Source organism: Streptomyces sp. NPDC090077 (assembly GCF_044747545.1).
Classification (GTDB): Bacteria; Actinomycetota; Actinomycetes; order Streptomycetales; family Streptomycetaceae; genus Streptomyces.
The window spans coordinates 291741-315157 of record NZ_JBIVEG010000002.1; the positions used below are offsets into that span (position 1 = coordinate 291741).

A 23417-nucleotide genomic window follows, 5' to 3' on the forward strand; every position below is an offset into this window, starting at 1 on the left:
GCCCCTTTTCGTCCTCTTGACGATATGAGGGTCCGGCTTTTATCGTCTTGTTGACGAAATCAAGGGGGTCCCGTCATGGCCGACATCACCCGGCGCCTCGGCTGGCGCCATCTGCGCTCCGCGCCCACCGCCCACATCCGCCACCACAAGCGCGGCCGGCTGGCCCACGACGGCCGGGGGCTCAGCTTCTGGTACCGGTCGCTGTCCGCCGCGCTCTCGGAAGTGCCCGTCGACGACCGCGAGCTGGCCATGGCCTTCCACGCCCGCACCGCCGACTTCCAGGACGTCACGGTCCAGGCGACCGTCACCTACCGGATCAGCGACCCGGCCGCGGCCGCCGACCGGCTCGACTTCTCCGTCGACCCGGACACCGGGAGCTGGCGCGGCGCGCCCCTGGAGCAGATCGCCACCCTCCTCACCGAGACCGCGCAGCAGCACACGCTGGACGTGCTCGCCCGGACCCCGCTGGCCTCCGCCCTGGTGGACGGCGTCGCGTCGGTACGGCAGCGGGTCGCCGACGGCCTCGCCGACGAGCCCCGGCTCCCCGCCACCGGCATCGACGTGGTGGCCGTACGGGTCGTCGCGATCCGCCCCGAGGCCGAGGTGGAGCGCGCCCTGCGCACCCCCGCCCGCGAGCAGATCCAGCAGGAGGCGGACCGGGCCACCTACGAACGGCGGGCCGTCGCCGTCGAGCGCGAGCGCGCCATCGCCGAGAACGAGCTGGCCAGTCAGATCGAACTGGCCCGGCGCGAGGAGCAGCTCGTCGACCAGCGCGGCACCAACGCCCGCCGCGAGGCGGAGGAGAAGGCGGCGGCGGACGCCGTACGGACCGAGGCCGAGGCGGCCCGCAAGGTCCGCCTGGCCCGCGCCGAAGCCGAGGCGGCCCGCGAGACGGGCGCGGCGCGCGCCGAGGCGCAGGCCGCCTGGCTGCGGGTGCACGGCGAGGCCGGACCGGGCACGCTGCACGCCCTGGCGGCGACCCGGCTGGCGGAGAACCTGCCGCGGATCGACAGCATCACGCTCTCCCCCGACGTCCTCACCGGGCTCCTGGCCCGGCTCGGGCGCCCGGACGGCGGGGCGGGCGAATGAGCCTGGCCCCCCGGGCGGTGCTCGTGCACCGCAGGACCGAGTACGAGGAACTCCTCGCCCGGCACGGGACGCACGGCCAGGCCGCCTTCTTCCTCTCCAGCCGGGGCCGCTCGATCGACGAGGTCGTACGCCGCCACGCGCGCGTGGGGCAGGCGCTGCGGGAGGTCGCGGCGGCGGTGCCGCTGACCTGGCGCTCCACCCGGGTGGAGCGGGCGGACCTGGACCGGTTCCTGTTCGCCCCCGAGGACGTGGTGGTCGTGGTCGGGCAGGACGGACTGGTCGCCAACACCGCCAAGTACCTCGGCGGACAGCCGGTGGTGGGCATCGACACCGACCCGGGGCGCAACCCGGGGATCCTGGTCCGGCACCGCAGCGCCGACACCGCCGCCCTGCTGCACGCCGCGACCGCCGCCGGGGGCCGGGCGGAGGAGCTGACCATGGTCGAGGCCGTCGCCGACGACAGCCAGCGGCTCCTCGCGCTGAACGAGATCTACCTGGGCCCGCCCGGCCACCAGACGGCCCGCTACCGCCTGGGCCCCGACGGCGGGCAGGACCCGGGCGAGGCACAAGCGTCCTCCGGGGTGCTGGTGGGCACCGGCACGGGCGCGACCGGCTGGCTGCGCTCCCTGTGGCTGGAGCGCGGCAGCACCGCGGCGCTGCCCGCACCGTGCGACCGACGGCTCCTGTGGTTCGTCCGCGAGGCCTGGCCCTCGCCCGGGACCGGAACGGCGAACGTCGCCGGGGAGCTGAGGCCGGGTCAGGGGCTGCGGCTGACCGTGGAATCGGACCGCATCGTGGTCTTCGGCGACGGCATGGAGGCCGACGCCCTGGAACTGACCTGGGGCCAGAGCGTACGGCTGGGCCTCGCGGACACCTCGCTGCGGCTGGTGGCGTGACGGACCGGGCGGGGCCGGACCCCGTACGTGCCCGCGGGCCCCGCCGGGGGCGGGCTGCGGATGTGGCATCCTGCGGAGATCCCGGCGGGCCGGCCGCCGACGGCGGAAAGGACCCCTCGTGACCCGCAGCGCGCTCCTGGTCGGAGCCACCGGACTGGTCGGCGGACAACTCCTGGCGCGGCTGCTGCGCGACCCGCGCTACGACCGCGTCACCGTCCTGACCCGCCGTCCGCTCGGCGTCGAACACCCGCGGCTGGAGGCCAGGTTGGTGGACTTCGCCGAGCTCGCGGCGGACGACCTGCCGGCCGGGACGGACGGGGCGGACGTGTACGGCGCCCTGGGCACCACCATCCGTACGGCCGGTTCCCAGGAGGCCTTCCGCGAGGTCGACCAGCACCACACCGTACGGGTGGCCGCCCTGGCCCGGACCGCGGGCGCCACGCGGATCGCCGTGGTCTCCTCGGTCGGCGCCGGATCCGGATCCCGGGCCTTCTACCTGCGGGTCAAGGGGGACATGGAGGCGGAGGTGACGGCCCTGGGCTACCGGCAGACCGAGTTCTTCCGGCCCTCCTTCATCCTCGGCCACCGCCCCTCGCACCGCCGGGGCGAAGGACTCGGCAGCTCGGCCGCGACCGTCCTGGCCCCACTGCTGGCCGGGCCCGCCCGCCCCTACCGGCCGGTGCCCGCGGGCCGGCTGGCCGCGGCGATGATCGCCGCGCTGGCCGAGGACCGGCCCGGGGTCCGCGTCCGCACGTACGAGGACTTCCTCACCCTCGCTCCGGAGCCGACGGCCGCCGGGAAGGCGTGAGCGGGGGGCTCAGGCCGGCGGCTTGCGCCACACGGAGACGTGCTTCGTGGAGTCCTGGGTGAACGGAGCCCCGTCCCAGTCCGCGACGCGGCGTTCCGGTTCGAGCCCGGCGATCCGTGCCATCAGGTCGAGCTCGGCCGGCCAGGCGTACCGGTGCCGGGAGTTCTCGCGGCGGTAGCGGCCGTCGTCGCCGTCGCGGGTGAAGTGGTGCGAGACGAGGATCTGCTCGACCAGGTCGAAGGTGTCGAAGCCGAGGTGCTGCCGGGAGACGTCGAACGGCACCGCGACCTGGCCGGGCGGCAGGAGCCGCAGCGGCGGCACGCCCAGCTCGATGACGAACCGGCCGCCGGGCTCCAGGTGCCGTGCTGCGTTGCGGAAGCACTCGACCTGCTCGTCCTGCGTGAGCAGGTTCGTGATGGTGTTGTAGACGAGGTAGACCAGGGTGAACGTGCCGGGTACGACGGTGGTGGCCATGTCTCCGACGGCCACCGGGAGCGCGTCCTCGTCGATCTTGCGCTGCAGCACCGCCGCCATGTGCTCCGACAGTTCGATGCCCACCACCGGCACGCCGCGTTCCCGGAGCGGGATCCCCACCCGTCCGGTTCCGATGGCGAACTCCAGCGCCCGGCCGTCTCCGGCGAGTTCGGCGAGGAAGTCGAGGGCCGGTTCGAGCACGGCGGGCGAGGAGGCCTCGGCCTCCTCGGCGTCGTAGCGGTCGGCGGTCGCGCGGGTCCACAGTTCACTGCTCGTCACGGGTGGCCACTGTGCCGGGTGCCGAGGGTGCTGTCGACGCATTTACCACCGCGACGTTCGCGCTGCTGGACACCGGCCTCCACCGGCCGGCGGGAGCCCCCGGGCCCCGACGACCCCGGCCCACGGGCCCCGCCGCGCCGAGAGCGCGCTGTAGCGCCAACGGCACGGAACTCGGACGACGACGGCGGCCCCCGGATGGCAGGCTGGGCCGATGCATCCCTGGACCCCGTCGGCCGTGCTGTCCGACAACCTGCGGTACCTGCTCAACGAGTGGGACCCGGTCGGCGTCGCCGACCTCGCGCCGGACGAGTACGACTGCATGCTCGCCCCCCTGTTCCAGCGCCTGAGCCGTGGCACCACGCGGGCGGAGATCGGCGAGTTCCTCTGGTACGAGCTGGAGGACCACTTCGGGCTGGACCCCGTCGGCCGCCGGACCGACGCGATGGCCGACCGGCTGATCGCCTGGTGGTCCGCGGTCGCCCCCGACCCCGCCCCGAACCCCGGCGCGCCCCCGGCGGCCTGACGCCCCCCCGGGCGGCAGGACCTCACCCGGCCGGTCGGGTCACCCGGTCACCCCGCCTTCCTGCGGTCGTACGCCATGGTCGACAGCGGCACCAGCAGGCCGGCCCAGAACAGCACCCCGGGCACGCCCCGGTCGGTCCACGGGACCTGGGAGATCAGCAGGGCGCAGAGCATGGCCACCACCGCCTGCGCCAGCACGATCCGGGACCAGCGGCCGCGCCGTACGAGGGAGCGGAAGTTGAGCTGCACCCCGGTGCGCATCCGGCGGTAGCGCCACAGTGCGCCGAAGCCCCAGACCGCGGCCATGACCGTCAGCACCCAGAGCCGGTTGCCCAGCGGTACGGGCAGCTCCCGCAGGACCGGGTGCCTGGACGTGGTGAAGAGGTCGACCATCATGCCCGCGGACACCACGCAGACGATCGCGAGCCAGCGCGTGCCCCGCAGCAGGCGGTACGTGGCGCGGTCGAGGCCGTTGCGCAGCATCGCGGACTGGGGCGCGCCCGCCAGGCCGGCGGAGTACAGCTCCGCCGACTCGGCGGCCGTGACGTTCGGGGAGTCGGCCATCGCGTCGGTGTACATGGCCTGCGCCGTCTGGTTGGACGGGTCCAGCCGCAGCCACTCCACCAGGGCCCGCTTCGCGACGTCCTGGCGCTGGGTGCGTACGGCCGTGAAGCACACCGCCTGGTGCGCCTCGGGCTCCTCCGGGGCGAGGCGTACGGCCTCCAGGGCCGCCTCGTACGCCCGTTCGTGATCGGCGGGCGGGGCCGCCGCATGGGCGACGAGCACCTCGGACAGCACGAAGTGCGTGGTCCACACCCCGGGTGACCTGCGGACGGCCTCCTCCGCCGCCGCCCGGGCCTCGGACCGCTTGTCCAGCCGGAGCAGCACCCGGGACAGCTGGATGAGCCCGCCGACGTGTCCGGGCGAGATCCGGAGCACCTCGCCGCCCGCGCGCTCCGCGAGCTCGTACTCGCCGAGCTTCTCGTGGGCGACGGTGAGCACCTGCCAGGCCAGTTCGTCGTCCGGCGCCTCGGCGAGGCGGGGGGCCAGTACGGCCTTGCACTCCTCGTACCGGCCCGCCGACTGCAGCGCGACGGCGCGCGCCACCACCGGGTCCATGCTCACAGCTTCCGCCTTTTCTTCAGGTACGTCACCAGGTCGTCGTACATGCCGCCCTCGTTGGCGAACATCGCCACGTTCCGCGCCGCCGCGAACCACGGCTCCGTCGAGGGGGCCACCGACTTCGCCGCGTCCAGCAGGTCCTTCGTGCCGATCATGCGGATCACGCCGGTGCGCGCCGAGTCGAGCAGCGCGCTCTCGGCTGCCGACTCGCAGACATGGGCCAGGTCGGCGCCCGAGAGGCCGTCCGTCGCCTTGACCAGACGCCCCAGGTCGACCGCCTCGATGGGGCGTTCGCGCAGGTGGTAGCGGAGGATCGCCTCGCGGGCGGCGGCGTCGGGGGGCAGCACGAGCAGGGTGCGGTCGAGCCGTCCCGGACGCCGCAGCGCGATGTCCACGTCCCAGGGGACGTTGGTGGCGGCCAGGACGAACACGCCCTCGTTGGCGGCGGAGTCGATGCCGTCGAGCTCGGTGAGGAGCTGGTTGACGGTGTTGCGCATCCCGCTGTGCTGCGTACGGCTGCGCTTGGCGCCGAGCGCGTCCAGTTCGTCGAGGAAGACGACGCAGGGCGCCTGACGGCGGGCGGTCTCGAAGACCTCGTGCATGTTGCGTTCGGAGTTGCCGATCCACATGTCGAGGACGTCGTTGACGGACACGGACAGGAAGTTCGCGCCGAGTTCGCCGGCGACGGCCCGGGCGATGAAGGTCTTGCCGCAGCCGGGCGGACCGTAGAGCAGCAGCCCGCCGCGCAGGCTCTTGCCGTACAGCCTGCGCAGTTCGGGGTTGCGCATCGGTGCGAGGAACGCGGCTTCCAGGCGGTCCTTGACCTCCTGCATGCCGCCGACGTCCGCGAGCCGTACGACGCCGGGCGCGGACACCTCCCAGGCGTCGGCGTCGCCCGGGTCGCCGCTGCCGTCGGCGCCGAGCGGGGGCTCGGTGAAGCGGGGTTCGACGATGCCGTCGACCTCCTGCTCGGCCGCCCGCCAGTCGAACCCGGCGGGGCGGGAGGGCTCGCCGGCGCCGCCGACCGCGGGCTCCGACGGCGCCGGGGGAGCGGCCGGGGGCGCGGCCGGGGCGGCCGGCACCCCCATGGCCCGCAGCATCAGCTCACGCACCGCTCCGTCGCCCGGCGCGTGCTGCAGGGCGGCCGCGGCCTCCGTCACCGCGGCGTCGTGCAGCCCCGCGGACAGCAGCAGCTCGGCGAGGTGCAGCCGCAGGGGAACGTCCCCGGGGGCGGCGGCCACGGCGGTGCGCAGGCTCCGTATCAGGGGAGGTTCCGACGGGGATTCCGGCGCGGATTCCGACGGGGATTCAGGGGCGGGGGACTCTTCCGGCATGATCCATGTTTACGCGGCCCCTCCGACAGGAGTCCAGGCGGGGTGGTGCACGGCGGATCTCCACCCCCTTCTCCACCCCCGGGTCCAGGCGCGGCGAGCGGCGCCGCAGCAGTCTGGTGGGCATGACAGCAACCGAGTGGATCACCGACATCGCCCTCGTCCTGATCGTCTTCCGGCAGCTGCGGGAGGGCCGTCTCGACCACAAGACCTTCCTGCTCCCGCTGGCGATCGTGGCCTTCGTGGGGTACTCGTACCTGGACTCCGTCCCCACCGCCGGCAACGACCTCGTCCTGATCGGGGCCCTGACGGCGGCCGGCGCCGTGCTGGGCGTCGCCGGAGGGGTCTACACCCGCATCCGCGCCCTCGACGGGCAGCTCCTGATCAAGGCGGGCGCCGTCTCGGCCGTCCTCTGGATCGTGGGCATGGGGGCCCGGATGGGGTTCCAGACCTGGGTGGAGCACGGCGGCGGCGCCGACGACGTCGCCCGGTTCAGCCTCGCGCACCACATCACGAGCCAGCAGGCCTGGGTCGCGGCCTTCGTCCTGATGGCGCTCACCGAGGTCGTCACCCGGGTGGCCACGATCTACGTACGCAGCCGGACGGTGCGCGGAGCCGCCCCCCTGCCCGTCCTCGGCACCACGGTCTGACCGTGCCGTATCTTCGGCCTGTGCCCGCAGACCAGAGCGCCCCGCACCCCGGCGACGACACCGGCCGGGATGCGGGCGCGCGCCCCGTACCGGGGCAGGACCCGCGCGTGCAGTGGGTGGTCTCCGTCGCGGTCGTCGTCGTGGGGCTCCTGACGATCCGTCCCATGGGGACGAGCGGGCGGGGCCTGGCCGTGGCCGTCCTGTTCGTGGTCAACTCCGCCGCCCTGCTGGCCCGTCGGCTGCCCGAGCACAAGGTCCCGCCGCGCCTCGCCCTCGTCTGGCTGACCCTCGGGGTCGTCTCGGCGGCCGCCCTGATCGGCCTGAGCAGCAGCGGGACGGCCTACCTCTTCGCCTTCTTCCTCTCCGGCCACATCGGATACCGGCTGGACACCCGGCCCGCCCTCGTCCTGGCCGGGTTCTGCAGCCTGCTCTGCGGCGCCGTGCTGTACCTGCGCCTCGGACCGGGGCACGAGGTGCTGCCGTGGCTGTTCGGCCTCACCACCGGAGCCCCGGTCCTGGTCGGCATCGTCAACCGCGCCCAGCGGCAGTCCGTACGGGCGGCGATCGACGCGGCCGAAGCGGCGGAACGCGCCGCCCGCGCCGAGGCGCGCACCGCCGTGCTGACGGAACGGGGCCGGATCGCCCGGGACGTGCACGACGTCCTGGCGCATTCCCTCGCCGGGATCAACATGCAGCTGGAGCTGGCGGACGCGCTGATCGACACGGGGGACCTGGAGAAGGTCCGGGAGGCGAACGCCAAGGCCCACGGCCTCGTCAAGGAGAGCCTGAAGCAGGCGCAGTGGACGGTGCACGCCCTGCGCGAGGACGTGCTGCCGCTGCGGGAGACCCTGGCGTCGATGCTCGCGTCCTCGGGCCACCGGGACGCCCTCACCGTCACCGGGACCGTGCACGAGGTGCCCGCCCGGGCGGTCCAGGACCTGCTGCGGATCGCCCAGGAGGCCCTGACCAACGCCGCCCGGCACGCTCCCGGGGGAGCCGTCGCCGCGGAGCTGGCGTTCGCCCCGGGGTCGACGGCGCTGAGGATCCGCAACCGCCCCGGCAGCCGCCCGGCGGTCCCGGGCGCGGGCAGCGGGATGGGACTGATCGGCATGCGCGAACGCGTCGCCCTGCTGGGGGGAACGCTCACCGCGGGCCCGGTCACCGAAGGCCCGCACCAGGGCGACTGGCAAGTGGAGGCAGTGATCCCGCAATGACCGCACCCGAAGCACGGCAACAGCAGCTGCCCGACACGCCGTTGAAGGTGGTCGTCGCCGACGACCAGGCCGCCGTCCGCGAGCCCCTCGCCGCCGTCCTCGCCCTGGCCGGGGGCATCGAGGTCGTCGCGGCCGCGGCGAACGGCACCGAGGTGCTGGCGGCCGTCGCCGCCGGCCCGGTGGACGTGGTGCTGATGGACCTGAGGATGCCCGTCATGGACGGCATCGAGACCACCCGCCGACTGGCCGGGGAGCACCCGGAGGTCGCGGTGGTCGTCCTGACCACCTTCGCCGACGACGACTCGATCCTCGGCGCGCTGGGCGCGGGAGCCCGCGGCTACCTGACCAAGAACGCCGGACGCCAGGACATCACCCGCGCGATCCGGGCCGCGGCCGCCGGCCAGTCCGTACTCGACCGCGAGGTCCAGGACCGCCTCCTCGCCACCGCCAGGGCCCAGGCGCCCCCGGCCGGCCGGCCCCTGCCCCCGTCCCTGCCCGAGGACCTCACCCCCCGCGAACGCGAGGTCCTCGCGCTGATCGGCCAGGGCCTGCCCAACCGGGGCATCGCCGAGCAGCTCTTCATCAGCGAGGCCACCGTCAAGACGCACATCAACAACCTGTTCGCCAAGGCCGGGATCCGCGACCGCGCCGACGCCGTCCGCCGCGCCATCGCCTCGGGCCTGGCCTGACCCGACTCGACCCCGGCGGCCGGTGGGGCCGGGAGGGCGGGGACCTGCCGGAACAGGCCCCACCTCCGCCCGATTCCGGTCATGTGCGGCCGTGGGCGCCGGGTGCGTCTTGTGACCTACGGCGCCGCGTGAGGGAATGCCGCGACGTTGTCGCCTCCTGGACGAGGAGTGGTGAACGTGTCTTCCCGATTACGCCCGGCACGGCACGGAACGGGCAGAGCGATCCGGCGCGGGGCGGTGGCCGCGGCCGCCGTCCTCGCCCTGACGGGTCCGTTGATCGGCGCGGCCGGCCCGGCCGGCCCGGCCGCCGCGGCGGTCTGCGACGGGACCAAGGTCGACACCCTGGACTTCGCGACCGGCTACACCTACCTGTACTACAACTCCGCCACCGGCCAGAACTGCGCCTACACCGTGCCCAAGAGCGGCAGCGGCACCCCGCAGCTCATCGCCGTGGGCCTGTTCCGGGCCAGTGACAACCACGGAGTCTGGCAGAGCCGTCCCGATTTCAAGTACTACGCGGGACCGGTCCGGCTCGACGCCCGCGGCACCTGCGTCCTGTTCAACGGGCAGGTCGCGTCCGTCTCCGCGACCTCGGGCTGGGGCCACTGCGGCACCCGTTCGGCCCCGTAGGGCGGGGCCGGCGGCCGGCGGTGGTGGGAGGCTGGGGGGTGAGGAGGCGCGCGCGGTGGCTTTCACGGACTCCCTGGTGCTGTTCGCCCCCTTCTTCGTGCCCGTGATCAGCGGCCTGGTGGGGGGCGCCAGCCTCCTCATCCGGGACCGGCGCGAGGCGCGCAGCGCCGACCACCACTACCGCCGCCGGCTGGAGCAGGCGCAGCTGGAGATCCAGTTCCTCACCGGCTGGCTCCAGGCCAGGGAGCAGACCGGGGCCGGCGGCCCGGACCCGGACCCGGATCCGGGCACCTGGCTGGAGGACTGCTACGCCTCGGTGCGCCGCGCCAAGGCGGAAACGGGCACCGGCAGCAGCAGGGGGCCGGTGTCCCTGCGGCGCCTGCTCCTGCTGGGGGAGCTGAGCGGCCCCGCGAAGAGCATGCGGGTCGTGTACTGGATCGCCCTGGCCCTGTTCAACGTGGCGCTCGCGTGGTGGGTCAACGCACTCGTCTCGGGCGTGCCGGGCTTCATCCACGAGGAGGGCGTCGCCGAGTCCGAGGAGATCGGGTCGTACCTGGTGGTGGCCTGTCTGTTCTTCGTGGTGTCGGCCGTCCTGTGGGCGTGGACGGTGCACCTGGGCGCGGCGGAGCCGGAGCAGGTCTACCGCAAGCGCATCGACTCCGACGCGTGGGCGGAGCACGAGGCCCGCAGGAGGGCCGCCCGCACCACGGCGGACCGCCGCGGCCCCGGGCGGCTCCGCCGGGGCAGGTGACACGGCCGCCTCAGGCGGTGTCGAAGCGGTGCCGGGCGGTCTCGATGTCGCCGAGGTAGCGGTGGGTCCAGTCGCACATGGCGTCGACCGTCGCGCGCAGGGCCCGGCCCGGCTCCGTGAGGGTGTACTCGACCCGCGGCGGCACGGTGGCGTGGACGGTCCGGCCGACCAGGCCGTTGCGCTCCAGCAGCCGCAGGTTCTGGGTGAGCATCTTGTGGCTGATGCCCTCGACCTCGTCGCGCAGCTCCGTGAACCTCAGCGTCCGGTCGCCCACCGCTTCGATGATCAGCAGCGCCCACTTGTTCGCGATGTCGGAGAAGATCTCCCGCGCCAGGGAATCCGCCCGCGTCACATCGGCTTCGTCCCCGCCCGTGCCGTTGAGCTGCTTGGTCACCATGAGGTTCCTCAGTCACCGAAAAGTGCGTTCTTCCACGTCAGCGGCCACTCTCCTACGGTTTCCCAGTAACCACAAGAGAGCACGAGGAGGCCGCAACACCATGACCGTCACCTTGCTGAACCCCGACGGACTGCCCACCGTCGACGCCTACCGCCAGATCGCGATCGCCTCCGGGTCGCGGATGGTCTTCATCGCCGGGCAGGTCGCCGTGGACGCGGACGGAGCCACGGTCGGCGAAGGCGACCTGGCCGCCCAGGTCGAGCAGTGCTACCTCAACGTCGCCACCGCCCTGGCCGCCGCCTCCGCGACCTTCCACCAGGTGGTGAGGCTGACCGTCTACGCCGTCGACTGGACACCCGGCAAGATGCCCCTGCTCATGGACGGGATCACCCGGGCGGCCACGAGGCTCGGCATGACGCCGCTGCCGCCGGCCAGCCTGATCGGCGTGGCGGCACTGGACGTCCCCGAGCACCTGGTCGAGATCGAAGCCACCGCGGTCCTCGACTGACCGGCCGGGGAGGGGGCGGAAGCTCAGCGCCCCAGCCGGGCGTCGAGCCAGGTGAGGACCTCGGGGGTGACGGGGTCCGTGATGTCCTCGAACTCGGTGTGCCTGGTGAGGAACTTGGCCACGTAGGGGCAGACAGGCACGATCCGCATCCCGGAGGCGCGGACGTCGGCCAGGGCCTGTGCGACGAGGATCGCGGCGAGGCCCCGGCCGGCGAAGGCGTCGTCGATCTCGGTGTGGAAGAAGACCCGCCGGTCGTCGCGGTCGCGGTAGGCGGTCAGGCCGGCGTGGTCGCCGTCGACGAGGATCTCGTAGCGGTGGCGCGCGTCGACGCGGCGGACGACGGGGGCGGTGGTGGCGGTCTGCTCGTTCGTGTCGTTCGTGTCGCTCATGGCGGAGGTCCTTCCGGTGAGGGGGTTCAGCGCTGGGAGGGGTTCTTGCGGGGCGTGAGGACGGCGTTGGGCAGGGCGGGGGCGGGCAGCCGGGCGCCGGGGTGGCCGTCGACGGTGCCGAAGCGGTCGGAGGCGTTCTCCCAGTCCTCGCGGGCCTCGGCGATGTCCTGGTGGCTGCGGCCGATGAAGTTCCACCACATGACGATCTCCTCCTCGAAGGGCGGGCCGCCCAGGAGGACCGTCCGGGCGGGGCGGTCCCCGCCGTTGGCGAGGGTGAGGGTGGTGCGGCCGGGGGCGGCGTAGCCGAGTTCCGCGGGGCGCAGGGGAGTTCCGTCGAAGCGGACGTCGCCCTCGTCGACGAGGAGTCCGTGTTCGAAGCCGGGGTCGACGCCGAGGGTGACGGTGGCGCCGGCGTCGATCAGGACCTCGGCGCCGAGGAGCGGGGTGAAGGTGCGCACGGGGGAGGTGTCGCCGGCGAGGGTGCCCAGGAAGACGCGGATCCCGGCGCCGTCGACGCGCAGCGGTGCGGGCGCGTGGTGCTGGAACGCGCGCGGGGCGTGGCGGTGTTCGGCGGGGAGGGCCACCCAGAGCTGGACGCCGTGCAGGACGGTGGTGGCGGGGGTGGAGACCTCGGTGTGGCTGATGCCGTGGCCGCCGGTCATCAGGTTGATCTCGCCGGGCCGGACGAAGGCGTGCGTGCCGAGGCTGTCGCGGTGCTCGATCTCCCCGCTGAACAGCCAGCTGACGGTCTGGAGCCCGGTGTGCGGGTGGGGCGCGACGTCCATGCCCCCGGATTCGGCGACCGGGTCGGGGCCGTAGTGGTCGGCGAAGCACCAGGCGCCGATGAGGGTCCGGGACCGCTGCGGCAGGGTGCGCCGTACGGTCATCGCCCGCGGTCCGCCCAGCGGGACGTCCCGTGCGGCGAGGACCTCGATCCCGGACTCGGTGCCGGTCTCCGTCTCCGTCTCCGTGTGATTCATCCCCGGACCCCCCAAAGTAGTTTCACTTTCAACAACTATGGGTGATCATAGTCCGGGACGCGACCCCGCGACAACAGGCGAAGGAGCAGCAGATGATCGAGACGGTACAGGCGGCGCGAGCCCACCCGGCCAACGGCCGCATCTACCTCGACAAGCAGAGCCCGGCCCCGTACCAGGCGCTGGTCAAGGCCGCCGACGCCGTCCGCGCGACCGCTGCCGAGGCGGGCCTGGACCGGATCCTGGTCGAGCTGGTCAACCTCCGGGTCTCCCAGCTCAACGGCTGCGCCTCCTGCCTCGACGTCCACACCCGGGCCGCGCTGCGCGCCGGCGAGACCACCCGGCGCCTGGGCGTGCTCGCCGCCTGGCGGGACACCGAACTGTTCACGGCCCGCGAACGCGCCTCCCTGGCCCTGGCCGAGGCCGCCACCCACCCCGCCGACGCCCTCGCCCAGGAGCGGGCGTACGCGCAGGCGCGGGAGGTGCTGGACGACGACGAGATCTCCGCCGTGCTCTGGACGGCGATCACGATCAACGCCTTCAACCGCGTCTCGATCCTCAGTAAGCACCCGGTACGCCCGACCCCTGCCCGCTGAATCCCCACGGGGCCGCCGCCCGCCGGGCCCGGCGGCCGGCGGGGCGGGGCCGGATACTGGTGGGGTGAGCGCTTCCCACATCAAGCCCCATCTGCGGTGCGTGCACACCAGCGGGCCCGATCTGGAGCACGCGGTGGCGGAGCGGGCGCTGGAGCGGGCCGCGGGCGTCTCGGACGTGGCCCCGCTGCCGGTCGGCCCGCGGGCGCACGTGCTCGTGGTCCACACCGGCCGGTCGGCGAACCTGCGCTGGTCGGCCGACGGAACCGAGCGCCGCGAGCGGTTCCACGCGGGCGAGGCGCTGGTCAACCCGGCCGGGTGGGCCTCGCGGCCGCGCTGGCAGGACGAGGTGGAACTGCTGCTGCTGGGCGTCGACCCGGTGTGGCTGGAGAAGCTGGCGGCCGAGTCCGGGGCCGTGGGCCGGGTCGAACTGGTGCCGCGCTTCCACTTCACGGATCCGCTGCTGGCGCTGCTGCTGGAGCGGCTGGTGGCCGAGTACGCCGCCCCGGGCCCGGCGGACACCCTGTACGCCCAGTCGCTGGTGCAGGCCGCGGCGGCGGTGATGCTGCGCGTCGCGGGCGAGGGCGGCGTGCCGCCGGTCCGTGAAGGCGGGCTCGCGCCCCGGCGGCTGGCACAGGTGGTGGACTTCATCCACGCGAACCTGTCCGGGCGGGTCACCCTGGCGGACCTGGCCACCGTGGCGGGGGTGAGCGAGTCCCACTTCACCCGCGTGTTCAAGGCCTCGACCGGCCAGTCCCCGCACCAGTACGTGATGCAGCGCCGCCTCGACCACGCGCGGCGCGAGCTGCTGCGCACGAGCAGGCCGATCGCCGAGATCGCGACCGAGGCCGGCTTCGCCGACCAGAGCCACCTGACGCGGACGATGCGGCGCCACGAGGGCGCCACCCCGCGGATGCTGCGGGACGGCGGCGGCTCGGGGCGCTGAGCGGACCCGCGGCCGACGGCTCGTGGCGCGCGGCCCGCGGTATGCCGTGAGCGGTTCGTTCCACCCCTGATCGGATCGTTCAAGATGCACGGGCCCTGCCGCGGTGATCCTCTTTCACGTGGCACGGCCTTCGGGGTTCCCGGGGTCGCGCCGTCCCCGTTCGCACGTCCCAGGAGGCCGTCATGGTCAGGAGCCCGGACAAGACACTCAACGGCAAGGTCGCCTTCGTCGGCGGCGCCTCCCGCAACCTCGGCGGGCTGATCAGCACCACCCTCGGCGCGGAGGGCGCCCTGGTCGCGGTGCACTACAACAGCGACTCCTCCCGCGCGAAGGCCGAGGACGTCGTCGACGAGATCAACAAGGGGCCGGGCAAGGCGTTCGCGATCCAGGGCGACCTCACGCGGGTCGCCGAGGTCGAGCGGGTCTTCGACGAGGTCCTGAACCGGTTCGGGAAGCTCGACTACAGCATCAACACCGCCGGCATGGTGCTGAAGAAGCCGATGACCGAGATCACGGAGGAGGAGTACGACCGCATGTTCGCGGTGAACTCCAAGGCCGCGTTCTTCGTGATGCGGGAGGCGGCCCGCCGGATCGAGGACGGCGGGAAGATCATCACCATCGTCACCTCGCTGCTCGCCGCGTACACCGGCCTGTACTCCTCGTACGCCGGCAGCAAGGCGCCCGTCGAGCACTTCACCCGCGCCCTGTCCAAGGAGCTGTTCGGCCGCAACGTCTCGGTCAACAACATCGCCCCGGGGCCCATGGACACCTCGTTCTTCTACCCGGCGGAGGACGACGACTCCGTCGCGTACCACAAGTCGTCGGCGATGAACGGCGACCTCACCAAGATCGAGGACATCGTGCCGTGGGTGCGCCACATGCTGACGGACGGCTGGTGGGCCAACGGCCAGACCCTCTTCCTCAACGGCGGCTACACCACCCGCTGACCTGAGCCCGGCACGGCCGGCGAGCCGCCTCCGCGGCCCGCCGGCCACCCGGCAGCCCGGTGAGGGCCCCGGTCACCTGAACAGCAGGCCCGCGAGCGACCGGAAGACCTCCTCGGGGTCCCGGTCGGCCGGCGGCCCGTTCAGGCTGCGGCTCAGCAGCAGGGTGGCGAAGCCGTGGGCCAGGGTCCAGGCGGCGATCTCCGCCAGGCGGGCGTCCTCGCCCCGCCCCGCATCGGGCAGCTGCGCGACCCCCGTGCGCAGCTGGTCGCCGGCGCGCTGTCGGGCGGCCGTCAGGCCGGGGTCGTCCCCGCGCAGCAGTTCCGGCTGGAACATCACCTGGAAGTGCGCCGGGTGCGCCATGGCGAACCGCACGTAGGCCACGCCCCGTTCCCGCAGCTCCGGCGCGTCCGCGAGCGCCTCGGCGAGGAGGCCCCAGCCCTCCGCCGCGATCGCGGTGAGCAGGCCGGTGCGGTCCTTGAAGTGGTGCGCGGGCGCGGCGTGCGAGACGCCGGCCCGGCGGGCGAGGTCGCGCAGGCTCAGGGCGCCGGGGCCCTCGGCGGCGATGACGTCGAGGGCCGCGGTCAGGACGGCGTGGCGCAGATCGCCGTGGTGGTAGGTGCGCTGGCTGGTCACGGTGAACAGGCTACTCCGCATCTAGACATTGACAAGTTCGGTCGGCGCGAGCAATCTAGTCAATGTCAAGTTCGGAGCGGCCGGGGCCCGGAACGGGCACGGAGCCGGCGAAAGCCGGCGAGCCGGCCCGTTGAGGAGGCGTCATGTCGAACCGGACCACCGGGACGGACACGATCGAGCCCGGCCGCGTACGGCACGTGTGGCAGCTCCTGGAGCCGCTGCACGCCGTGCTCTACTACGCCCCCGAGGCCTACGAGGAGGCGGCCGCACTCGGCTTCGGGACCGGCGAGCGGTGGCCGAGCTACTTCGCCTGGCGGGCCTCCCCGCTGGGGGCGGTCGGAAGCGCCCGGGTGGCGTCCCTCTTCTACAGCTTCAACCCGGAGATGGTCGGGCGCTACGTCCCCGCCGCCTGGGACGTCGCCTCCCCCGAAGCCGTCCTCGCCGCCCGCGAGCGGGCCGTCGACCGCACCTACCGGACGCTGCTGGGAGACCGGGTCGACAGCCCCGAGCTCGCGGAGGCCGCGGGCCTGGCCCGCCGCGCCGCCGAGGCCGCCGAGGTCGAGGGCCGCCCGCTCGCCGCCGCCAACGCGGCCCTGGCCTGGCCGGACGCCCCGCACCTGGTGCTCTGGCAGGCCGCGACGGTCCTGCGCGAACACCGCGGGGACGGTCACCTCGCGGCGCTCCGGGCCGCGGAGCTCGACCCGGTGGAGGCGCTCGTCTCGTTCGCCGCGGTCGGGGCGGCACCGGAGGAGACCTTCCAGAGCCGGCAGTGGAGCGCGGCGGACTGGGCCGCCGCGCGGGAACGCCTCGTACGGCGCGGCCTGCTGGAGCCCCACGGCCCCGCGACGGCGACCGCCGAGGGGCACGCGCTGCGCGCGGAGGTCGAACGCGCCACGGACGGGCTCGCCGCCGGCCCGTACGAGGCCCTGGGCTCCGAGGGCCTGGCCCGGCTCGCGGCCCTGCTCGGCGACTTCTGGGTCGCGGCGATCGGCTCGGGGCTGCTGCCGATGACCACCACGCTGGGCATCGGCAAGGCCTGACACCGCGGGGCCGGCCCCGACCGGCGCCGGGACGAACGGCTGTCGACGAAACGGGACGAAACCGGGACGCTCCTGTCGACGGAGCGGCTTGCTCCGCACGGGTCCCCCGGGAGAAGGTTTCTTCCGACCCAAGATCAACTTTGGTGCCCGCAAGCACCGCAACTCAGGGGGAACACCGTGCAGATCCGCAGGAAGCTCGCCACCGCCGCCGTGACGCTCGCCGTGGCCGGTACCGGCCTCGTCGCCGGGGCGGGGTCGGCGTTCGCCGGGAACAACGGCCAGCAGATCCAGATCGACGACGCGTCCGGCCGGGCCCAGTCCGTCTACATCAAGGGGCCCAACCAGAACGGCAGCACCGTCGGCAAGTGCTTCAACATCAACCGGGACTCGTCCACGCCGCTGGGCGGCTGGTGGTGGAAGGGCAGCGTCGAGGTCACCGCCTACACCTACAACAACTGCGGCGGCGGCCGCTTCTCCACCCGCACCGCCTGGATCAACACCACCCAGAGCTGGGGTGACTTCCAGGTCGTCAGCGTCCACTGACCTGCCCCGCACCACCGCGTACCGCCCCGGCCGTGTCACGGCCGGGGCGTTCCCGTACCCGGGATCAGGTCGTCAGCAGGTCGTCAGCGGCGCTTGGCGCACAGGGACGCGTCCACCGCCCCCTGCAGGTGGCGCAGGCTGTCGCCCTCGGCCGCCCAGGTCGTGGTGTACACGGTCACGGTCCCGCGGCCCCCGGTGGCCCGGCCCCCGCCGACCGAGTTGCCGGGCAGGTCGCCGCCGTGGCCCCAGTAGACGCCGCCACAGCTCAGCGGGATCGAGGCGACCCCGTAGCCGTACCGGCTGCCCGCCGGGTAGACGTCGCGCCCGCCGATGCCGGTGGTGTCCCGGGTCATCTGGCTCAGCGCCCAGGCGGGCAGGAGGCGGCCGCCGAACAGCCCGTCCCAGAAGGCGTTGAGGTCCTTCGGCGTGGAGACGAGGCCGCCGGACGCGCCGAACTCGTAGCCGGGGAGGTCGGTCACGTCCACCCGGCCGGCTTCCGGGGCGGCGGGGTGGACGCCGTAGTTGCGGGCGTGCGGCCCGCGCAGCGACAGCTCGCCGGGGGCGGGCCAGTAGGTGTCGTCCAGGTGCAGCGGGCGCAGGATCGTCTGCTCGACGTACGTCCGGAAGCCGACTCCCGAGGCCTTGTCGATCACCATGCCGAGTGCCAGGTAGTTGGTGTTGGAGTAACCCCAGTCGGTGCCCGGTTCGAAGACCGGCTTCTCCTTGAGCGCGAGGCCCAGGTAGTCCTCCGGCGTGCCGGCCCGGGTCCAGTCGACCAGCGCGGTGTACTCCGGCAGCCCGCTGGTCTGCTTGAGCAACTGCCGGATGGTGATGGGGCGTTCGGCGAGCTGAGGCACGTAGCGGCCCGCCCGGTCGTCGAGCCGGATCCGCCCGTCGGCCACCAGGCGCATCACGGCCGTCGCGGTGAACGCCTTGGTGTCGCTGGCCAGCCGGACCCGCCCCCGCGCATCGGGCATGGGCCGGCCCGACTCCACGTCCGCGACGCCGGCCGTACGCGTCGTCCTGCCGTCGTACGCCAGGGCGCCCGGCACCCCGTCGGCGTGGACGAGCAGGTCCAGCTGCTGCTGCACCGGGTCGGCGGGCCGGGCCGCCGCAGCGGGCACGGCCGCCCCGACGATCGCCGAGGCGAGCAGGACCGCGATGGCGGTGCGCTTCCCGTACATGATGTTTCCCCCTGGTCACGGGCCCGTGAGCTGCGCGCACGGGCCGGTCGGTCGACTGGTTCCGACTCTGCCAGGACGCCGCCGCAAGATCCTTGCGCCTGGCCCCCGAACGGGAGGGCGGCCACCCCCCTTGACACATCACGGTTCGTCAGGTCCGCCGCCCGGGACGAGGGATCACTCCACCGGGGCGTCCGGAGCAGCGGTGGCCGGCCGGCGGCGGATGCCGGTGGCGGCCCGTTCCAGCAGTTCCCCGCGCGTGCGGTCGTGGTGGGTGGGCCGGAAGCCCGGGACGGCGCCGATGCGGGCTCCCGCGACCGGGTCCCAGATCTCCAGCCCCGCCTCGGAGGACGAGAACAGCAGGCCCTCCGCGGCGAAGAACCGGCCCCGGGGCCCGCCGAAGACGGCCACCTCGGCGGGTCCCGGCCCGCCGGCCCCGTCCTCCTCCGCACGGCTGACGTCGAAGACCCGGGCGCCGGGCACGATCTCCAGGTCGTCGTCGCCCAGCCCGCCCAGCACCAGCCGGTCCTCGTCGAGCCAGACCATCGGCCGGTTCCAGTGGTAGTCGCAGGGCGGCAGCCGGAAAGCGCCCAGCCCGTTCCCCCAGGCCGCCTCGCCCTCCTCCAGCCACCGGGCGAGGTCCCAGGCGACGGGCTGCCCGGAGGGATGCCACCACCAGGCGTCCGAGGCGACCCGGCGGCCGGCCGGACTGGCGTGCAGCCCGCCCTGGAAGCAGTGCGACCAGAACCCGGAGGAGTCGTCCGCCGGCATCAGCGCCACCGGCTCGCCCGTCGCGGGGTCGAAGGCACCCACCCGGTTCCACTCCGTGCGGTGCACCACGACTGAGCGGCCCGCGTGCTCGGTGAACAGCAGGGAGAACGGCACCGTGTTGCTGCGGTAGCCGTCGTTCTCCAGGGACATGGTGACCTCGCCCGAGGCCAGGTCGAACACCTCGCCCCGCTTCCCGAAGTCGACGACGACGGCGGCGAACCGGCCGTCGGACGAGGCGTGGAGCCGCCGGACCTGCTCGTGCCCGTTCCACGGGGTCGCGCCGACCGGGACCTCCACGGTGCTGCGGGCCCTTTCCGCGCACCCGCCGCCCTCCACGTCCCAGAGCAGGATCCGGCCGTCCTCGGACAGCAGCAGGAGCCCCTGCTCCGTCGGCGCCAGGTCCACGACGGCGCCCGCCGCCTCCGGGAACGCGACGAGGGGCCCGGCCCCGGCGACCGGCCCGGAGGCGTCCACCGTCTGCGGCAGTCCGACCGCACCGGTGACGGATCCGTCGGCCCCGTCGAAACAGGGCTCGCACAGCCGCCCGGCGACGACCGCCCTCCCGGCCCCGGCGTCGACCCGGCACTGCCCGCAGATCCGCTGCCGCTCCGTGCCCCGGCCGGTGTAGTGCACGTAGTGGTCGAGCGGCTCCGGCGCGGTCCGGATGTGTGCGCAGACGGGCAGGCCGTAGGCGGGGGCGTCGTGACCGCAGACGAGTGGCATGGTGCGGGAATCTCCTCGGAGGGGACGGACCGGATGGAACTCCAGCTTCACACGCACCCGTTGCCACCGGCTCGGCACCTCCCCGCGAAATCCACAGGCGGCGGAAGCGGTTCTGGGGCAGTCTCGGGGCTCCGGTCCCCGAGGGAATCGAAAGGCGGACGACATGGCGGAGCTGCCCATGGTGCGGGCGAACGAGACGACGGTGCCCGTGCTGCCGTGCGCGTCGGTGGAGGAGACGCTCGCCTTCTACCAGGCGCTGGGGTTCAAGGCCACCTACCGACAGACCCGGCCCTACGTCTACCTGGCCCTGGAGTGGTCCGGTTTCGCCCTGCACTTCGCGACGCCGCCGAAGAACATCGACCCCACCCAGGAGGACGTGGGCGGCTGCCTGGTCATCGTCGACGAGGTCGCCCCCTACCACGCGGAGTTCACCCGGGCCATGCGCCGGGCCTACGGCAAGGTCCTGGCCCAGGGCCGCCCGCGGATCACCCGGTTCCGGCCGGGGGCGAGCCGGTTCACGCTCGTCGACCCCTCCGGGAACTCGGTCATCTTCGTCCAGCGGGACGAACCCGCCGAGGTGGAGTACGGCGGCTCGAAGGACCTCACGGGCCTGGCCAAGGCCCTGGACAACGCCCGGATCCTCACCGAGTTCAAGAACGACGACCGCACCGCCCTCCGCGTCCTGACCACGGCCCTGCGCAGGCACGGGGACGGAGCCCCGCCCGCCGACCTCGCCAGGACCCTCGCCACCCTCATCGAGCTCGCCACCGCCCTGGAGGACACCGACGGAGTCGACGGATGGCGCCGCCGGCTGGCCGCCCTCGACCTCACCGCCGCCGAACGCGACCGGGCCACGGCCGGCCTGCGCAACGCCGAAGCCCTCGACCTGTGGCGCACGGGGACGGACGCGGAGGCGGACGCGGCGGACACGCCCTGAGGGTGCGGGCGACCGGCGACCGCCCTACCCTCCGGTCTCCGGCCCGGGCCTCAGGTACCGGCCCCAGATCCGGGCCTTGCGATAGGGACCGCATCCGTCGCCGTCGTACTGCGGCGCGTCGAAGGTGACCCAGTACAGGAGCTCGCCGCTGAACGCCCGGGCATGTGTGTTGGGCTCGGGTGCCCCCGTGGCATCGACCGTTCCGGGGAACTCGGCCTGCCAGGGCCCGTCCCAGTCGGGATCCCGTACGACCGTGACCCGGGTACCCGGTGCGAGCGCACCGGCCGGCCATGTCCGGCTCAGGGGACGGCCGAGGACGTGCTCCACGGCCCGGCGGTCGTCTGCATCCGGGGGAACGGGGCCGGAACGGGCTGTCATGCCGCCCACCCTGCCCGTGCCGCCCCGTCGGCGCCACGGGATATACGGCGGGCTCAGCGGTCCGCCCCGATGCCGGTCAGCGCCTCCCGTACCGCCCGGAGCAGTTCCTCGTCGGCCGGGATGGTGCCGTAGCGGCGGGACGATCCGGTGACCGCGCGCAGGGACGGGAGGGCCGCTGCCGCCGGGGGGCCGATCGCGCCCAGGGCCCGTACGGTGCGCAGCACCAGCGGGGTCGTCGAGTGCCGGGCCAGCGGCGCCAGTTCCGGCAGCAGGGCCGCCACGGCCGGGGCCGCGTCGCCGGTGATCCGCCACCAGGCCGCGGCGGCGCCGGTCCGGCTCCACGGCCCGGGGCACGTCAGCAGCGGCCGTACCGCGTCGGCGTACGGGGCGGCCAGCGGGCCCAGGTCGGCCAGGTAGCGCAGCACCGGCTGCCCGAGGCCGGCCCGGGCCGCCGCCCCGCACACCCGCAGGGCGGGTTCCGGGTCACCGGTGACGCGCCAGTACGCCCAGGCGGCGGTCTGCGCACCGCCGTGCCAGGGGTGCCGGCCCGGCCCGGGAGCGGCGGTGACCAGTGCGGCGAGCCTGCCGGCCGCCCGTCCGGTCGCGGCGGCCGGGCCGATCGCGCCCAGCGCCTCGGCGGCCGCACGGGGACCCGGGGCGTCCAGCAGGCCGACCAGCTCGGGCACCGCCGGCGCGGCCGCCGGGCCCCACTCGGCGAGGGTGCGCAGGATCCGGGCCACCGTGTGGCTCTGCCGGTCGTCTTCGCGGAGCCGTCGGCGGAACACCGGCAGCAGCCGGGGGGCCCAGCGGGCGGGCAGCGGGGCGACGTCGAGCCAGTGGCTCCAGAGGCGGGCGGCGTACCAGTCGGCGGCCCGGTCGTCGTCCATGCCGACCAGGGCCCGCAGCGCCAGGTCGGCACCGGACGCGCAGGCGGCGCCCCCGGACCGCTCGACGTGGCGGACCAGCAGGTCCGCGTACGGGGCCGCTGCGGCGCCGCTCCCGGCGAGGACCTCGACCGATGCGGAGGCCACGGCGGGCTCGTCGTCCAGCCCGGCCGCGACCGCCGCCCAGAGTTCCGGAGCCCCGTCGCGCCAGTACCGCAGCCGCGCACCGGCGGTGACCACGCCCGCGCGGCGCAGTTCCGCCTCCCGGTGGCCGACCACCGCCCCGAACAGCGCCGCGGACGCGTACGGGTGGGGGGCCGACAGCTCGGCGAAGCCTTGGGCCGGCTGGTAGCCGTAGGGCCACCACGGCACGTCCGGGAGCCGGTCCTTCCCGGCGGCCGCCAGCCCGCGGGCGACCGCCCGGCCCGCGGCGCCGTCCACGAGGCCCGGGCCGTCCACGGCACCCGTGCCGTCCACGGCACCCGTGCCGCCCACGACGCCGCCCGCGACGCCCGAGCGGCCCGGCGCCAGCACGCCCCGTGCGGCGGCCAGGGCGACCAGCGGATGCCCGTGCTCCAGCCAGGGCAGCAGCCACTCCCGGTCCCCGGACAGCTCCCCGACCGCCAGGAGCTGGGACACGAGCGCCGTCGGGTCCTCCTCCACGGCGGCACTCCGCCGCAGCGCGCCGAGCACGGCCGGCTCGGTGCAGCGGATCGAGCGCAGCACCCAGGCCGCGCCGGTCCGCACGCCCGCCGCCCGGTGCGGGACCAGGGGCAGTACGTGCGGCCAGGCGTTCGTGAACAGGTCGTACGCCCTGCGGTCCACCCCCACGGGAGCGTGGCAGGTGCCGTGCCCGCGCCGGGCCAGGAAGTCGAGCACCTGCGCCAGCCGCCGCTCGTCGAGCTGCGGGAGCAGGACGAGGAGCTGCGGGACGGTGTGGAGGAAGAGCGGGGCGTCGGACCTCCAGCCGAGCAGGTCCTCCAACCGCAGCCAGGACTCCTGGCGTTGGCCCGGGGTCACCAGCCCGCGCAGCAGGCCCGGTACCTCCTCCCCGCCGGCCGGCACCCCTTCCAGCACGTGCCGGGCCACCGGCCCGGCCCCCCGTTCGTCCATGC

27 protein-coding genes are annotated in these 23417 nt (G+C 74.3%); 16 read left to right on the top strand and 11 right to left on the bottom strand.

Features of this window, described 5'->3' with window-relative positions; all coding sequences use genetic code 11:
• The first annotated feature begins 75 nt into the window (after nt 1–75).
• The 3 genes from ACIPW5_RS05590 to ACIPW5_RS05600 all read left to right on the top strand — a co-directional run bounded on the left by ACIPW5_RS05590 (nt 76) and on the right by ACIPW5_RS05600 (nt 2793).
• Nucleotides 76–1089, top strand: coding sequence for an SPFH domain-containing protein (locus ACIPW5_RS05590; RefSeq protein ID WP_401240742.1), 1014 nt, complete (start codon nt 76–78; stop codon nt 1087–1089).
• Nucleotides 1086–1985, top strand: a complete 900-nt coding sequence (locus ACIPW5_RS05595) for a hypothetical protein (protein ID WP_401240744.1) — start codon at nt 1086–1088, stop codon at nt 1983–1985. Before ACIPW5_RS05590 ends, ACIPW5_RS05595 begins: the two co-directional genes overlap by 4 nt.
• A gap of 118 nt (nt 1986–2103) precedes the next feature.
• The gene (locus tag ACIPW5_RS05600; protein ID WP_401240747.1) at nt 2104–2793 is read left to right on the top strand and encodes an NAD(P)H-binding protein; all 690 of its coding nucleotides are present in this window, start codon (nt 2104–2106) and stop codon (nt 2791–2793) included.
• Nucleotides 2794–2802: 9 nt separating this feature from the next.
• On the opposite strand, the gene ACIPW5_RS05605 is transcribed toward ACIPW5_RS05600, so the two are convergent.
• Nucleotides 2803–3546, bottom strand: coding sequence for a class I SAM-dependent DNA methyltransferase (locus tag ACIPW5_RS05605; RefSeq protein ID WP_401240750.1), 744 nt, complete (start codon nt 3544–3546; stop codon nt 2803–2805).
• Nucleotides 3547–3757: 211 nt separating this feature from the next.
• Here ACIPW5_RS05605 and ACIPW5_RS05610 point away from each other — a divergent pair, with 211 nt between their 5' ends.
• The gene (locus ACIPW5_RS05610) at nt 3758–4069 is read left to right on the top strand and encodes a hypothetical protein (RefSeq protein WP_401240751.1); all 312 of its coding nucleotides are present in this window, start codon (nt 3758–3760) and stop codon (nt 4067–4069) included.
• Between the two features lie 47 nt (nt 4070–4116).
• Here ACIPW5_RS05610 and ACIPW5_RS05615 read toward each other — a convergent pair whose 3' ends face one another.
• Nucleotides 4117–5187, bottom strand: a complete 1071-nt coding sequence (locus ACIPW5_RS05615; RefSeq protein ID WP_401241428.1) for a hypothetical protein — start codon at nt 5185–5187, stop codon at nt 4117–4119.
• 2 nt (nt 5188–5189) lie between these two features.
• A complete protein-coding gene (locus ACIPW5_RS05620) occupies nt 5190–6524 on the bottom strand; it encodes an ATP-binding protein (RefSeq protein WP_401240754.1) in 1335 nt (444 codons plus the stop codon).
• Between the two features lie 122 nt (nt 6525–6646).
• Here ACIPW5_RS05620 and ACIPW5_RS05625 point away from each other — a divergent pair, with 122 nt between their 5' ends.
• The 5 genes from ACIPW5_RS05625 (at nt 6647) to ACIPW5_RS05645 (ending at nt 10455) form a co-directional block, all read left to right on the top strand.
• Complete coding sequence (locus tag ACIPW5_RS05625) at nt 6647–7171, top strand: hypothetical protein (RefSeq protein WP_401240755.1); 525 nt, start codon at nt 6647–6649, stop codon at nt 7169–7171.
• 2 nt (nt 7172–7173) lie between these two features.
• Complete coding sequence (locus ACIPW5_RS05630; RefSeq protein WP_401240758.1) at nt 7174–8385, top strand: sensor histidine kinase; 1212 nt, start codon at nt 7174–7176, stop codon at nt 8383–8385.
• A complete protein-coding gene (locus ACIPW5_RS05635) occupies nt 8382–9074 on the top strand; it encodes a response regulator (RefSeq protein WP_401240760.1) in 693 nt (230 codons plus the stop codon). The genes ACIPW5_RS05630 and ACIPW5_RS05635 overlap by 4 nt, the downstream gene beginning before the upstream one ends.
• A gap of 177 nt (nt 9075–9251) precedes the next feature.
• Nucleotides 9252–9704 carry a hypothetical protein gene (locus ACIPW5_RS05640; protein WP_401240762.1) on the top strand — a complete coding sequence of 151 codons (453 nt, stop codon included), beginning with the start codon at nt 9252–9254 and terminating at the stop codon, nt 9702–9704.
• A gap of 55 nt (nt 9705–9759) precedes the next feature.
• A complete protein-coding gene (locus ACIPW5_RS05645; protein WP_401240765.1) occupies nt 9760–10455 on the top strand; it encodes a hypothetical protein in 696 nt (231 codons plus the stop codon).
• Nucleotides 10456–10465: 10 nt separating this feature from the next.
• On the opposite strand, the gene ACIPW5_RS05650 is transcribed toward ACIPW5_RS05645, so the two are convergent.
• Complete coding sequence (locus ACIPW5_RS05650) at nt 10466–10852, bottom strand: winged helix-turn-helix transcriptional regulator (RefSeq protein WP_401240768.1); 387 nt, start codon at nt 10850–10852, stop codon at nt 10466–10468.
• 100 nt (nt 10853–10952) lie between these two features.
• Here ACIPW5_RS05650 and ACIPW5_RS05655 point away from each other — a divergent pair, with 100 nt between their 5' ends.
• On the top strand, nt 10953–11360 hold the full coding sequence (locus ACIPW5_RS05655; protein WP_401240771.1) for a RidA family protein: 408 nt from the start codon (nt 10953–10955) through the stop codon (nt 11358–11360).
• Between the two features lie 23 nt (nt 11361–11383).
• On the opposite strand, the gene ACIPW5_RS05660 is transcribed toward ACIPW5_RS05655, so the two are convergent.
• Both ACIPW5_RS05660 and ACIPW5_RS05665 read right to left on the bottom strand, forming a co-directional pair.
• On the bottom strand, nt 11384–11749 hold the full coding sequence (locus ACIPW5_RS05660) for a GNAT family N-acetyltransferase (RefSeq protein ID WP_401240774.1): 366 nt from the start codon (nt 11747–11749) through the stop codon (nt 11384–11386).
• Between the two features lie 26 nt (nt 11750–11775).
• Entirely contained in the window at nt 11776–12729 is a 954-nt protein-coding gene (locus ACIPW5_RS05665) for a pirin family protein (RefSeq protein WP_401240775.1), read from the bottom strand.
• 92 nt (nt 12730–12821) lie between these two features.
• Between ACIPW5_RS05665 and ACIPW5_RS05670 the strand changes: the two genes are divergently transcribed.
• The 3 genes from ACIPW5_RS05670 to ACIPW5_RS05680 all read left to right on the top strand — a co-directional run bounded on the left by ACIPW5_RS05670 (nt 12822) and on the right by ACIPW5_RS05680 (nt 15212).
• Entirely contained in the window at nt 12822–13322 is a 501-nt protein-coding gene (locus tag ACIPW5_RS05670) for a carboxymuconolactone decarboxylase family protein (RefSeq protein ID WP_401240778.1), read from the top strand.
• A gap of 64 nt (nt 13323–13386) precedes the next feature.
• Nucleotides 13387–14265 carry a helix-turn-helix domain-containing protein gene (locus ACIPW5_RS05675; RefSeq protein WP_401240780.1) on the top strand — a complete coding sequence of 293 codons (879 nt, stop codon included), beginning with the start codon at nt 13387–13389 and terminating at the stop codon, nt 14263–14265.
• Between the two features lie 182 nt (nt 14266–14447).
• Entirely contained in the window at nt 14448–15212 is a 765-nt protein-coding gene (locus ACIPW5_RS05680) for an SDR family oxidoreductase (protein WP_401240782.1), read from the top strand.
• Nucleotides 15213–15284: 72 nt separating this feature from the next.
• Here the strand turns inward: ACIPW5_RS05680 and ACIPW5_RS05685 are convergent, their stop codons facing one another.
• The gene (locus tag ACIPW5_RS05685) at nt 15285–15866 is read right to left on the bottom strand and encodes a TetR/AcrR family transcriptional regulator (protein WP_401240785.1); all 582 of its coding nucleotides are present in this window, start codon (nt 15864–15866) and stop codon (nt 15285–15287) included.
• A gap of 122 nt (nt 15867–15988) precedes the next feature.
• On the opposite strand from ACIPW5_RS05685, the gene ACIPW5_RS05690 reads away from it, so the two are divergent.
• Together ACIPW5_RS05690 and ACIPW5_RS05695 are read left to right on the top strand one after the other, a co-directional pair.
• The gene (locus ACIPW5_RS05690) at nt 15989–16885 is read left to right on the top strand and encodes a hypothetical protein (protein WP_401240787.1); all 897 of its coding nucleotides are present in this window, start codon (nt 15989–15991) and stop codon (nt 16883–16885) included.
• A gap of 177 nt (nt 16886–17062) precedes the next feature.
• Nucleotides 17063–17428, top strand: a complete 366-nt coding sequence (locus tag ACIPW5_RS05695) for a hypothetical protein (RefSeq protein WP_401240790.1) — start codon at nt 17063–17065, stop codon at nt 17426–17428.
• An 83-nt stretch (nt 17429–17511) separates the two neighbouring features.
• Here ACIPW5_RS05695 and ACIPW5_RS05700 read toward each other — a convergent pair whose 3' ends face one another.
• Entirely contained in the window at nt 17512–18612 is a 1101-nt protein-coding gene (locus ACIPW5_RS05700) for a serine hydrolase domain-containing protein (protein ID WP_401240793.1), read from the bottom strand.
• A 174-nt stretch (nt 18613–18786) separates the two neighbouring features.
• A complete protein-coding gene (locus ACIPW5_RS05705) occupies nt 18787–20103 on the bottom strand; it encodes a hypothetical protein (RefSeq protein WP_401240796.1) in 1317 nt (438 codons plus the stop codon).
• A gap of 163 nt (nt 20104–20266) precedes the next feature.
• On the opposite strand from ACIPW5_RS05705, the gene ACIPW5_RS05710 reads away from it, so the two are divergent.
• Nucleotides 20267–21040: a glyoxalase gene (locus ACIPW5_RS05710; RefSeq protein WP_401240799.1), complete on the top strand. Its 774-nt coding sequence runs from the start codon at nt 20267–20269 to the stop codon at nt 21038–21040.
• 24 nt (nt 21041–21064) lie between these two features.
• On the opposite strand, the gene ACIPW5_RS05715 is transcribed toward ACIPW5_RS05710, so the two are convergent.
• Nucleotides 21065–21418, bottom strand: a complete 354-nt coding sequence (locus ACIPW5_RS05715; RefSeq protein ID WP_401240802.1) for a ferrous iron transport protein A — start codon at nt 21416–21418, stop codon at nt 21065–21067.
• A 53-nt stretch (nt 21419–21471) separates the two neighbouring features.
• The gene (locus ACIPW5_RS05720) at nt 21472–23415 is read right to left on the bottom strand and encodes a hypothetical protein (RefSeq protein WP_401240804.1); all 1944 of its coding nucleotides are present in this window, start codon (nt 23413–23415) and stop codon (nt 21472–21474) included.
• Between the last annotated feature and the right edge of the window lie 2 nt (nt 23416–23417).

Excerpts from the sequence above, each read along its gene's own strand:
- ACIPW5_RS05590 (WP_401240742.1), top strand. The coding sequence starts at position 76 with ATGGCCGACATCACCCGGCGCCTCGGCTGGCGCCATCTGCGCTCCGCG.
- ACIPW5_RS05595 (WP_401240744.1), top strand. The coding sequence starts at position 1,086 with ATGAGCCTGGCCCCCCGGGCGGTGCTCGTGCACCGCAGGACCGAGTAC.
- ACIPW5_RS05610 (WP_401240751.1), top strand. The coding sequence starts at position 3,758 with ATGCATCCCTGGACCCCGTCGGCCGTGCTGTCCGACAACCTGCGGTAC.
- ACIPW5_RS05615 (WP_401241428.1), bottom strand. The coding sequence starts at position 5,187 with ATGGACCCGGTGGTGGCGCGCGCCGTCGCGCTGCAGTCGGCGGGCCGG.
- ACIPW5_RS05620 (WP_401240754.1), bottom strand. The coding sequence starts at position 6,524 with ATGCCGGAAGAGTCCCCCGCCCCTGAATCCCCGTCGGAATCCGCGCCG.
- ACIPW5_RS05625 (WP_401240755.1), top strand. The coding sequence starts at position 6,647 with ATGACAGCAACCGAGTGGATCACCGACATCGCCCTCGTCCTGATCGTC.
- ACIPW5_RS05635 (WP_401240760.1), top strand. The coding sequence starts at position 8,382 with ATGACCGCACCCGAAGCACGGCAACAGCAGCTGCCCGACACGCCGTTG.
- ACIPW5_RS05650 (WP_401240768.1), bottom strand. The coding sequence starts at position 10,852 with ATGGTGACCAAGCAGCTCAACGGCACGGGCGGGGACGAAGCCGATGTG.
- ACIPW5_RS05655 (WP_401240771.1), top strand. The coding sequence starts at position 10,953 with ATGACCGTCACCTTGCTGAACCCCGACGGACTGCCCACCGTCGACGCC.
- ACIPW5_RS05660 (WP_401240774.1), bottom strand. The coding sequence starts at position 11,749 with ATGAGCGACACGAACGACACGAACGAGCAGACCGCCACCACCGCCCCC.
- ACIPW5_RS05665 (WP_401240775.1), bottom strand. The coding sequence starts at position 12,729 with ATGAATCACACGGAGACGGAGACGGAGACCGGCACCGAGTCCGGGATC.
- ACIPW5_RS05670 (WP_401240778.1), top strand. The coding sequence starts at position 12,822 with ATGATCGAGACGGTACAGGCGGCGCGAGCCCACCCGGCCAACGGCCGC.
- ACIPW5_RS05680 (WP_401240782.1), top strand. The coding sequence starts at position 14,448 with ATGGTCAGGAGCCCGGACAAGACACTCAACGGCAAGGTCGCCTTCGTC.
- ACIPW5_RS05685 (WP_401240785.1), bottom strand. The coding sequence starts at position 15,866 with ATGCGGAGTAGCCTGTTCACCGTGACCAGCCAGCGCACCTACCACCAC.
- ACIPW5_RS05690 (WP_401240787.1), top strand. The coding sequence starts at position 15,989 with ATGTCGAACCGGACCACCGGGACGGACACGATCGAGCCCGGCCGCGTA.
- ACIPW5_RS05700 (WP_401240793.1), bottom strand. The coding sequence starts at position 18,612 with ATGTACGGGAAGCGCACCGCCATCGCGGTCCTGCTCGCCTCGGCGATC.
- ACIPW5_RS05705 (WP_401240796.1), bottom strand. The coding sequence starts at position 20,103 with ATGCCACTCGTCTGCGGTCACGACGCCCCCGCCTACGGCCTGCCCGTC.
- ACIPW5_RS05710 (WP_401240799.1), top strand. The coding sequence starts at position 20,267 with ATGGCGGAGCTGCCCATGGTGCGGGCGAACGAGACGACGGTGCCCGTG.
- ACIPW5_RS05715 (WP_401240802.1), bottom strand. The coding sequence starts at position 21,418 with ATGACAGCCCGTTCCGGCCCCGTTCCCCCGGATGCAGACGACCGCCGG.
- ACIPW5_RS05720 (WP_401240804.1), bottom strand. The coding sequence starts at position 23,415 with ATGGACGAACGGGGGGCCGGGCCGGTGGCCCGGCACGTGCTGGAAGGG.